Raw genomic sequence first — 1,264 nt, 5'->3', positions numbered from 1 at the left:
CGGTTCCGCATTGACAACATCAAGCTGGCCGCTCTAAAGCGGGGGTGGTGGCGCAACTTTTGTTTTTCCAAGTAGAACGGGGCATGCGAGATATGGTCCGGTTGCGTGGGGTCGGCGCTGGGTAGAAGGCACAGTTTCGGGTACCGGGTGACGCAACTGCGGCGGGTGCGCATCGACAACATCAAGCTGGCCGCGCTCAAGCCGGGGCAGTGGCGCAACCTCAGCGATGCAGAATTGCACGGGTTGCTGCCGCAACGCACCGACTGGTAAGCGCCCGCGCCGGGCCGGCTGCATCGCTGCTAGGTCAGCCTAGCCAGCCTTTCGGACACGGCACGTGCCCGCGCTCTAGTGCCGTGCTGCCGAACCAAACGTGCCACGCCGTGCCGGGTGTTTGCGCCCGCCCCATGAATCACGCTTCGAAACGGCCGATGCCGGTCAGGGCTGCGCTTGCGGCGCTGCAGCGTGGGGGGGGCAGCCACGATGGTGGCACTTCCTGGGCTCCGGCATACTTTCACGGATAACAGCCAGGGGGTGGCAGTGATCAAACCGGAATTGCCGAGCAACGAGGCTGAGCGGCTGGCCGCGCTGCGCCAGTACGACGTGCTGGATACGCCGGCCGAACGTGCGTTCGACGACCTGACCCTGATTGCCTCTACGCTGTGCGAGACGCAGATGATGGCGGTGGTGCTGGTGGACGAAGACCGGCAGTGGTTCAAGTCTGCGCACGGTGCGCCGCGCAGCGAAGCACCGCGCGATATCTCGTTCTGCGCGCACGCGATCCTGCGCCCGGACGAAGTGCTGATGGTGGACGACACCTTGCTGGACCCGCGCTTCCACGATAACCCGATGGTGGTGGGCAGCGGTGGGGTGCGCTTCTACGCCGGCGCGCCGCTGGTGACCAGCCAGGGCATGGCGCTGGGCTCGCTGTGCGTGTTCGACCAGACCCCGGCGCATCTGCGCGAAGACCAGCGCGAGGCCTTGCAGGCATTGTCCCGGCAGGCCTCGCACCTGCTTGAGTTGCGGTTGGCCGGCAGGCAGTTGCGCCAGCAGTTGCACGAGCGCGAGTGGTACGAACAGCAGATGGCCGGCTATTACGCGCAGATGGATGCGTTGAACGCCGACCTGGTCGAACAGACCCGCACCGATCCGTTGACAGGCCTGCTCAACCGGCGCGCGTTTGCGGTGGCACTGGCGGCGGCCACCGAACAGACGCGGGCGGTGGGCCAACCGCTGTCGGTCGCGCTGCTGGACGTGGACCATTTCA

The 1,264-nt window shown here is 66.1% G+C and carries 1 protein-coding gene and 1 pseudogene; both read left to right on the top strand.

Features of this window, described 5'->3' with window-relative positions:
- Nucleotides 1–135: 135 nt before the first annotated feature.
- Nucleotides 136–270, top strand: a pseudogene (locus tag XAXN_RS21700) (23S rRNA pseudouridine synthase F); the annotation flags it as partial.
- A gap of 210 nt (nucleotides 271–480) precedes the next feature.
- Nucleotides 481–1,264 (top strand): GAF domain-containing protein (locus XAXN_RS14700; protein WP_054320098.1); only part of this gene is annotated, 784 nt, incomplete at its 3' end.

The sequence above is a fragment of the Xanthomonas axonopodis genome, assembly GCF_001304695.1.
GTDB lineage: Bacteria > Pseudomonadota > Gammaproteobacteria > Xanthomonadales > Xanthomonadaceae > Xanthomonas > Xanthomonas axonopodis.
This window is presented reverse-complemented; position numbering and strand designations above follow the sequence as displayed.